This is a genomic window from Phocaeicola oris, from assembly GCF_021295095.1.
GTDB classification, from domain to species: domain Bacteria; phylum Bacteroidota; class Bacteroidia; order Bacteroidales; family Bacteroidaceae; genus Phocaeicola; species Phocaeicola oris.
Map to the genome: position 1 here is coordinate 39,613 of NZ_JAJLQX010000023.1, position 9,036 is coordinate 48,648.

8 protein-coding genes are annotated in these 9,036 nt (G+C 40.4%); 5 read left to right on the plus strand and 3 right to left on the minus strand.

Features of this window, described 5'->3' with window-relative positions; genetic code table 11:
• Nucleotides 1-9: 9 nt before the first annotated feature.
• Genes LO761_RS10880 through LO761_RS10890 form a run of 3 tightly spaced genes read left to right on the plus strand, consistent with a single transcriptional unit; the run spans nt 10 to nt 2,708 of the window.
• The gene (locus LO761_RS10880; protein ID WP_272818307.1) at nt 10-1,296 is read left to right on the plus strand and encodes an O-acetylhomoserine aminocarboxypropyltransferase/cysteine synthase family protein; all 1,287 of its coding nucleotides are present in this window, start codon (nt 10-12) and stop codon (nt 1,294-1,296) included.
• A 29-nt stretch (nt 1,297-1,325) separates the two neighbouring features.
• The gene (locus LO761_RS10885) at nt 1,326-2,234 is read left to right on the plus strand and encodes a M48 family metallopeptidase (RefSeq protein ID WP_272818308.1); all 909 of its coding nucleotides are present in this window, start codon (nt 1,326-1,328) and stop codon (nt 2,232-2,234) included.
• A 3-nt stretch (nt 2,235-2,237) separates the two neighbouring features.
• On the plus strand, nt 2,238-2,708 hold the full coding sequence (locus LO761_RS10890; protein WP_272818309.1) for a DUF4252 domain-containing protein: 471 nt from the start codon (nt 2,238-2,240) through the stop codon (nt 2,706-2,708).
• Nucleotides 2,709-2,757: 49 nt separating this feature from the next.
• On the opposite strand, the gene LO761_RS10895 is transcribed toward LO761_RS10890, so the two are convergent.
• Entirely contained in the window at nt 2,758-3,423 is a 666-nt protein-coding gene (locus LO761_RS10895) for a glycine zipper domain-containing protein (protein WP_272818310.1), read from the minus strand.
• Between the two features lie 469 nt (nt 3,424-3,892).
• On the opposite strand from LO761_RS10895, the gene LO761_RS10900 reads away from it, so the two are divergent.
• Nucleotides 3,893-5,695 (plus strand): MutS-related protein, encoded by a 1,803-nt coding sequence (locus LO761_RS10900; protein ID WP_272818311.1) that lies wholly within the window; start codon nt 3,893-3,895, stop codon nt 5,693-5,695.
• A gap of 50 nt (nt 5,696-5,745) precedes the next feature.
• Entirely contained in the window at nt 5,746-7,152 is a 1,407-nt protein-coding gene (locus LO761_RS10905; RefSeq protein WP_272818312.1) for an alkaline phosphatase, read from the plus strand.
• A 96-nt stretch (nt 7,153-7,248) separates the two neighbouring features.
• On the opposite strand, the gene LO761_RS10910 is transcribed toward LO761_RS10905, so the two are convergent.
• Together LO761_RS10910 and LO761_RS10915 are read right to left on the minus strand one after the other, a co-directional pair.
• Nucleotides 7,249-7,761: a low molecular weight protein-tyrosine-phosphatase gene (locus LO761_RS10910; protein ID WP_272818313.1), complete on the minus strand. Its 513-nt coding sequence runs from the start codon at nt 7,759-7,761 to the stop codon at nt 7,249-7,251.
• Nucleotides 7,762-7,783: 22 nt separating this feature from the next.
• Nucleotides 7,784-8,773, minus strand: coding sequence for a helix-hairpin-helix domain-containing protein (locus tag LO761_RS10915; RefSeq protein WP_272818314.1), 990 nt, complete (start codon nt 8,771-8,773; stop codon nt 7,784-7,786).
• Nucleotides 8,774-9,036: the final 263 nt, after the last annotated feature.

The following is a 9,036-nucleotide window of genomic DNA, read 5'->3' on the forward strand; positions in this document are numbered from 1 at the left end:
ACTCACATTATGACAAAGATATTTAAACCCGCTACCATCTGCGTGCAAGGCGGGTGGAAACCCCAAAAAGGTGAACCTCGCGTTCTTCCTATTTATCAAAGTACGACATTCAAATACGATAATAGTGAGCAAATGGCTCGATTGTTCGACTTGAAAGATGAGGGATATTTCTATTCCCGTCTACAAAATCCGACAAACGATTGTGTCGCTTCTAAGATTGCACAATTGGAAGGCGGTGTTGGAGCAATTCTCACTTCTTCCGGACAAGCTGCCAATTTCTATGCTATCTTCAATATTTGTGAAGCAGGTGATCACATTGTATGTTCTTCAACTATATACGGCGGTACATTCAATTTATTTGGCGTCACCATAAAAAAATTAGGTATTGATTGTACATTCATTGATGCCGACGCTCCCGAGGAAGAGATAGATAAAGCCTTTAAACCAAATACAAAAGCAATGTTCGGTGAGACTTTGGCCAATCCAAGTATGGATGTGCTGGATATAGAGAAGTTCGCGAAGATTGCGCATAAACATGGAGTCCCTCTGATTGTTGACAATACATTCGCGACTCCTATCAACTGTCGTCCATTCGATTGGGGGGCTGATATAGTAACACACTCAACAACCAAATATATGGAAGGACATGCCTCAACTGTTGGGGGAGCAGTGGTTGACAGCGGAAATTTTGATTGGGACGCACACGCTGACAAATTCCCTGGACTTACCCTGCCAGACCCTTCATATCACGGACTGGCATATACAAAAGCTTTCGGGAAGAATGCATACATCACCAAAATGACAGCCCAGTTGATGCGTGACCTCGGGTCTATTCAATCCCCTCAAAACGCATTCTATCTGAACTTGGGACTGGAAACACTCCATCTCCGTATGTTACGCCATTGTGAGAATGCACAAAAAGTAGCAGAATGGTTGGAAACAAACCCAATGGTTAAATGGGTTCACTATCCGGGACTGAAAAGTGACAAGTACTATAAGTTAGCACAGAAATACATGCCTCATGGAACCTGTGGAGTGATAGCTTTCGGCATTAAAGGAAGCCGCGAAGATGCTATTAAGTTTATGGACGCGTTAAAGATGATCTGTATCGTTACTCATGTAGCCGATGCCAGAACATGTGTACTCCATCCGGCAAGTCATACCCATCGCCAATTAAGCGATGAACAGTTGTTGGAGGCTGGTGTAGCACCCGATTTGATTCGTTTGTCTGTTGGTATTGAAGACGCGGAAGACATCATCAACGACTTAGATCAGGCAATGAAGAAGGTGAAATAAACAATATTCAAAATCAAAGGGTATCGGCTATGAAAAAGATTTTAGGATTATGTATGCTTACCGCGCTTCTTTACGGATGTAGCAGTGTGCCTATTACAGGCAGAAAGCGATTAATGTTAGTTTCTAATTCTGAAGTACTGTCATCATCACTGACTGAGTATTCAAATTATATGAAAACTGCTAAGGTTTCGACAAACACTGCCGGAAAAGCAATGGTTACACGGGTAGGGAAGAGAATTGCAACGGCAACAGAGCAGTATCTGAGAAATAACGGGATGTCAAAAGAAATTAAAGATTTCGCTTGGGAATTCAATTTGGTCAACAGTTCTGAAGTAAACGCATTCTGTATGCCGGGAGGTAAGATTGTAGTATACGAAGGTTTGCTCCCTTTGGTTAGTAATGATGATGATTTAGCCGTTGTATTAGGACATGAGGTTGCCCATGCCGTTGCAAAACATAGTAATGAGCGAATGAGTCAACAAATCGCCGCAGAATATGGCGCTACCATCTTAGACGCGACATTAAGCAATTCTTCTGCAATTGTCCAAGGATTGGGCAGTATGGTTTATGGATTAGGTGCACAGTATGGTGTGATGCTGCCATTTTCACGCAAACATGAGTCGGAAGCCGACTATATGGGACTCATCCTGATGACGATGGCGGGATACAATCCAAACAATGCCGTCACATTCTGGGAGAAAATGTCAGCTAATGGAAAAGGGAATGCGCCACAGTTCTTGAGTACCCACCCAAGCGATGCCTCTCGTATAAAATCTATTCAGAAACATCTCCCTGAAATGAGCAAATATCGCCCGACAGGAGCCGGTTGGAAAGTCTCAACAACTAAAGATACTACAACTAAAAAGACTACCCAATCAACCAAGTCAATAAACGTAAATTCCATCAAAACTACAACTACTCCAAAAAGAAATAACTAAGAAATGAAAGAACTTCTCCTCTCTCTGCTCTTTACATTGGCTGTGCAATGCTGCTCCGCTCAAAGTATTGACACTCTTTTTGATGAGTTCAAAGACGCGGAAGGCGCTCAATATGTAGAGATGCCTGCTTATGTTATTGCATTAGGAAAAGCTGTAGCCGGTCAGCAGAGTCAAGACATCAACGGTATTAAAATGATGGATGGGTTAAAGGCCATGCGACTCATTTCATTCCGTGACTGCCCTACTTCTGTAAGGAACCTGTTCGCACAACGTTCTAAAAACGTTTCCGGCTTTTCTGAGCTGAGCAGCATTAACAGAGACAGTACACAAACCCGTATACTTGGAAAAGGTGAGGGGGAAAACTTCAGCGATGTGGCTATCATTGTCACCGGAGACAAAGATACCAACCTTATTCACATGACAGGAAAGTTCTCTAAAGAAGAGCTGAACAAAAGTCTGGATATGAACAAATAATTTTAACTGTTACTTACTTCTCCATGCCAATCATCGGCATAGCCTGATTTTATCTCCTTCGTATTTCAATAGAAAAATCATGCGGCGCGGTAACTGCTCCATTGCTCTCTATCGCATAAATACGGAATTGAGCCATGCCATCACGCAATCGTTTATCCGCACGAATAGTCATCGTATAACGAATTTGATTTCCTTGTGGCATATAAGAAATCGGACGTGACGGAGAAAACTTCAAATGCTTATTCTTATTTAATTCTTTGATCACCGGAACAATATTATATGATGGAGAATTCCCTACGTTCACAATATCAAAAACTATCTTTGCCGACTCTCCTGCCTCAATAGCCTGATTACGACTGTCATCTATGAACCGGATATTACGAATCTCTAAATTCGATTCATTATTCACATAGCCATTCTCATCAGAATAAATATCATCATAGCCCTGTTCTGTTTTCTCCTGATAATCCCCTTCATTTTGCTTATCCTTTGGAGGAGTAGACACCGCATTCCCAATGGCAGCGCCTGCCACCGTACCAATTAACGAACCAAACTGCGACCCGCGCCAACCGTCGGCATTATCTCCTATGATAGAGCCCAATACTCCGCCAATAGACGCACCGGCAGAAACCGCGGCGGGACTACCTGTCATTGTTCCATAGCATGATGACATCAATACTGCCAAAACAAAGAAAGACAACACACCTTTTTTCATACTGCTTCTGTTTTATTCATTGCCAACAACAAAGGTACATGTTTCTATGTTAGTTTAACATTTTATTTGGTTAAATATTAATATAAGAGGAAATAATTACCGCAAATAGACAAATAATAAAGGTGAGTTTAATGAAGCATCAGTATCTCTCAACTTAACGATTTGATCAAAACATTTTATCATAAAAGAGACTTTAGAAAGTCATACGTATAAACTGAGAAAGTCATCCGCATGAACCAACAAACTCATCCGCATGAACCGACAAACTCATCCGCGTCACTTTTCACACTCATACGTATCAAAACAATAGCGGTTGTTATTGCTTCCCAAAACATCGTGTATCCATCCGCAAAGAGGCAGCGATATACAGCTCGTATTATTTAAATTAGCCGAACGCACGTTATATTACAAAAAAATAACTTTTTCTATCTATCAGATTTTGTACCTTTACCACCACATTTAAAAAAACATGATTTTAGAAGATAAATATAAAGAACGTATTCAAGTTGCCGAGACACATCTTAACAAGATAAAAAAACAAATTCTGCAAGTCAGTACACTACGAGTGTTCCTTTTTATCGCAGGTGTAATCGGGCTTATCGCGTTCCATAACAAAGGAGCGGCTATCATTGGCCTGACTATTGCCTTTACTTTCCTTCCGTTTCTTATCCTTGTAAAATATCATACGTGGCTGTTCAAACAAAAAGAATGGGACGAGATGCTCATTAAGATTAACAGAGATGAGGTGGCTGTACTGAACAATGATTATTCACCTTTTGATGAGGGAACTGAGTTTATTGACCCTGCTAACCGATACTCTTTTGATTTAGATGTCTTCGGACCTCATTCACTCTTCCAACTAATGAACCGCACTTGCACTTCATTCGGCAAACAAATATTAGGAAATTGGTTAAGTAATCATTCCGAGCATAAAGAAGAAATTGAAAGCCGTCAGAAAGCTGTAAAGGAATTGGCCGACCTACATGAATTCAGAGAGACATTCCGCGTTACCGGACTTTTAAACCATGGAAATAGTCAAGACAAAGAAGAACTTAGTAACTGGGCACAATCAAGACCTCACTTTTCAACCCAAATCTGGGTGAAGCCAATACTCTTTCTCATACCTATTATAAATATGGGACTGTTTCTATTAGGGATACTAAACATATTACCTTTCTCTTGGTTCGGACTCTGCTTCTGCCTATTCTTCATCGCGGGAGCCGGACTCACTAAAATAGTCAACAAGATACAATCGGTCAGTGACAAGAGACTAAAGATTCTATCAATTTACGCAAAGCTGATTCAACTTATTGATAAGCAGGAATTAAGTTCTCCCCTGCTCGTCCAACTAAAATCTGAATTTATAACCGATAAAGGAAAAGATGCCATTGACGCGCTGAAACAATTGGAAAAGACAATGGATCGGTTGGATATGCGAAATAACATGTTCCTTTTTATTTTTTTAGAAGGACTGCTTTTCTGGCAACTTCGCCAAGTGGTACAGATTGAAGCATGGCAACAACAATACGGCAAGTATCTTATGTGCTGGCTGAATGCTTTGGGCAACTTCGACGCGCTGTGTTCGTTAGGCAACTTCGCGTACATTCATCCTGATTATGTTTATCCGACGATTACAGACAAACCTTTTATCTTTGAAGCGAAAGAATTAGGTCACCCTTTAATGAAACGAAAGACATGCGTTACAAACGATTCGGATATTCCTTCACGTCCTTTCTTTATTATTATTACCGGAGCGAACATGGCAGGAAAAAGTACATATCTTCGTACAATCGGAATAAATTATGTGTTAGCTTGCGTCGGAGCTCCCGTTTACGCCAATAGTCTGACTATCTATCCCGCAAAGCTAATAACCAGTCTGCGTACTACCGACTCATTAGATAAACACGAATCCTATTTCTTCGCGGAGTTAAAACGATTGAAAGAAATTATCGACCGGCTCAATCGCGGAGAGATTCTCTTTATCATTCTTGATGAAATATTAAAGGGAACGAATTCGCTGGATAAACAGAAAGGTTCCTTTGCGCTTATTCAACAGTTCATGAACTTGAATGCCAACGGGATCATCGCAACCCACGACCTGTTATTAGGCGAACTGATAAAATCGTTTCCCGAAACTATTCGGAACTACTGCTTCGAAGCAGACATTACAAATAATGAGCTTACCTTTTCTTATCAGTTACGCACGGGAATAGCGCAGAACATGAATGCCTGCTTTTTAATGAAGAAAATGGGCATCAAAATGAAGGATTAACTATTTTTTATCTATCTTTGCTAACGTATAATCTCAAATATATTACATCAATGAAAAAACTATCATTACTATTCACGCTGTTTTTATTTTCTTTTGTTTATTTACAAGCTCAAGAGGCAAAGTATGTATTTTATTTCATCGGTGATGGAATGGGTGTAAATCAGGTTCTTGGAACCGAGTATTATCAGAAAGCCGCTACAGGAGAGTTGGGTATTACTCCTCTGTGTTTTGCTTCTTTCCCATACGCCACTACCGCCTCAACGTATTCTACAAGTAGTGACGTAACCGATTCTGCTGCTTCAGGCACCGCGTTGGCAACCGGAAATAAAACGTCGAACGGTACACTTGGTTTGTTAAAAGACCATGAGACAAAAGTTAACAGTATCGCTCTTTGGGCAAAAAACAGTGGCAAGCGTGTAGGTATCAGTACGTCTGTCAGCATCGACCATGCTACTCCCGGAGCATTTTACGCGCATGTTCCTAATCGTGGACAATATTATAAGATAGGTACTCAATTAGCTGAATCCGGTTTCGAATTTTTCGGAGGATCCGGTTTTATACAGCCAACAAATAAAGACAACGCGTCTGACCCTAATGTATTCGATCTCTGTTCAAAAAACGGTTATACCGTGGCTCGCGGGTATAAAGATTATCGCAAAAAAGCAAAGAAAGCCGATAAGATGATTCTCCTTCAAAAAGAAGACAAAACGACATCAAACCTTCCATACGCTATCGACCGTGAGAAAGATGACCTCACCTTGACAGACATCACTCGCGCCGGAATTAACTTCCTAATGAAAGAGCCGGATAAAGGTTTCTTCTTTATGGTTGAAGGAGGACAAATTGATTGGGCATGCCATAGTAATGACCCGGGGGCTTGGGTTAATGAGGTTATTGATATGGATGACGCGGTTAAAGTTGCTTACGAATTCTATCAACAGCATCCGGATGAAACATTAATTGTTATTACCGCAGACCATGAAACGGGTGGTTTAGTTCTTACTCGTGGTGGTTATGAATTAAATATTGGCGCTTTAAAATACCAGAAGTGCAGTGAAAACAAATTCACTGAGATATTAAGCCTGCTCCGGAAGAAATATAATAATAATATTCCTTGGGAAGTTATTAAATCTGCTATCACTTCCAACTGGGGATTTTATGAAGGATTGAAATTAACTGACGCTCAAGACAAACTAATTCAAGATGTATATAATAAAACATTGAAGGGGCAAACTCCTGACATGGTTAAGAGTGAGTATAAAAACGATGAACCAATGTCCGGCGTCCTGAAAGATATTATGAATCAGATTGCAATGGTTAGTTGGGCTACCGGTGATCATTCTGCCGGATATGTTCCGGTTTATGCTATTGGCGCGGGAGCGGAAAAGTTTGCCGCCCGTACCGACAACGCTCAAATTCCTGTTAAGATTGCAGAAGCCGGCGGTTATCAGCATTAATCTGAAAATATAAAGAAAAAGGCGGAGTATAAATATTCCGCCTTTTTCTATTTCCACGCTCTTGATGAGCCACAGCTTCTCTGAATAACTTTTTTCCTATTGGCATTGTCTAAGCTCTTCTTTGCACTTCTCTAAAAGACCGGCACAACTGTCTTCCAGCAAATCCAACACCAATTCAAATCCCTCCGCTCCCTCGTAATATGGATCGGGAACACGATGATACTCCTTAAAGTTCAAAAGGTATTCTGTCATGTAATGAATCTTATCCAACTCTTCTTTATTCCGAGCCTTATCAGCTATTGCCTCATAATTATCTTCATCCATGACGATAATATAATCGAACGCGGCAAAATCGTATGTAGTAAACTGACGACAGTGATGATTGAAACTATATCCCCGACGTTCGCCATGAGCACGCATACGGCTATCCGGCAATTGACCGACATGCCAACGTCCTATACCGGCCGAGTCGATATAAAAATGATTCCCCAAACGAGCCTTATTAACTAAAGTCTTCATTATTCCCTCAGCAGCCGGAGAACGACATATATTACCCAAGCAAATAAACAATATTGCCAATCGTTTTATTTCTTTTTTTGTCCCATTCATGACTGCAAAGGTATACAATTCTTTAAAATTCCAAATAAGGAGCTAATCTTTTCAAATCATCTTCGGTAAACTCCTCGTAAAGCGATAACTCTTGCAAATTATGTATTGAACCACGTTTCTTCCGATGTTCTATAATGACCTTTGCCTTATAAAAATTCATATAAGGATGAAGTCTCAATCGATCTAAACCTGCCTTATTTACATTTATCTTTTGAATATTCGTATTCTCCACCTTAAACCAATGAAGCATTTCGGGAGTAACATATTCCACTTCTTTCAATTGATTCACATGACAGAATCCTCCCAACCGGTTGCGGTAATTAACGATAAGAGCCGCAATACCACTCCCTATTCCCGGGACTTTCTTTAAAGTGGCGGTATCCGATAAATTCAAATCGACAATGGTTCCTTCCGAGAATTTCGAAGGAAAAGACTTTGTTTTCAAGAAAGGTTCTTCGGAACATGCTTTCGAAGACCGCGATGAATACAACGCAGTATCAAGCGGAACATGCTGCCACTCCTTTTGATTCCTCATATTAAGATTCCCATTCCGATTGTTAATCAATATATAAGGCTCCATTTCAGAAAACATTTCATCGGTCAATCCATATATTTTTGCCACATCTCCGGGCATCTTGAAGCGTCCTCCTGCCCTTCTATACTTCAATAAATTACGAATCACCCTTTGGGGAACCCCCATACCCAGAAGTCCGGCCGAATCAATCGTATTCGGATCAAAAGCTTTTAAATGAAGATTCACTCGTTTATCTCCATTATCCGAACGGACATGTTTCATCGCTCTTCCTGCGCTATCGGAATAAGCTAAAAAGTTTATTGAATCTGTTGCTGATAATACATTTTCAGAAGGCCTGAGTCCCAGATAAGGACATGCCAAATAAAGAGTAAACGTAACAATAATAAGCGTTATTAAAACCATCACCGCTCTTCGTTCCGCTTTAGAATAGTAAAAGAAGTCTTTCCACATGCCTTTAATCTTAATGATTAACTTCACGAAGTTAAGGAATAACAGCTATATATCAAAATATAATATAATGTGTGTTCGACATAAAAACCCAAAAAGAGGATGTACGTTCCATCAGAATTAGCAAGGATATAAAAAACGGGGGCTGAGCGCATCCCTGTGCCCAGCCCCCTAACTTTAGAGATTATAAAGAATCTATTATGCAGTTTGTTTCGGACTGCATTATTCTTTTAATGGATAGTCCGTCTGGTCGCCCTTGGGTGCAGAAGGTTTCTTGGCGTTCACCGTCTTTC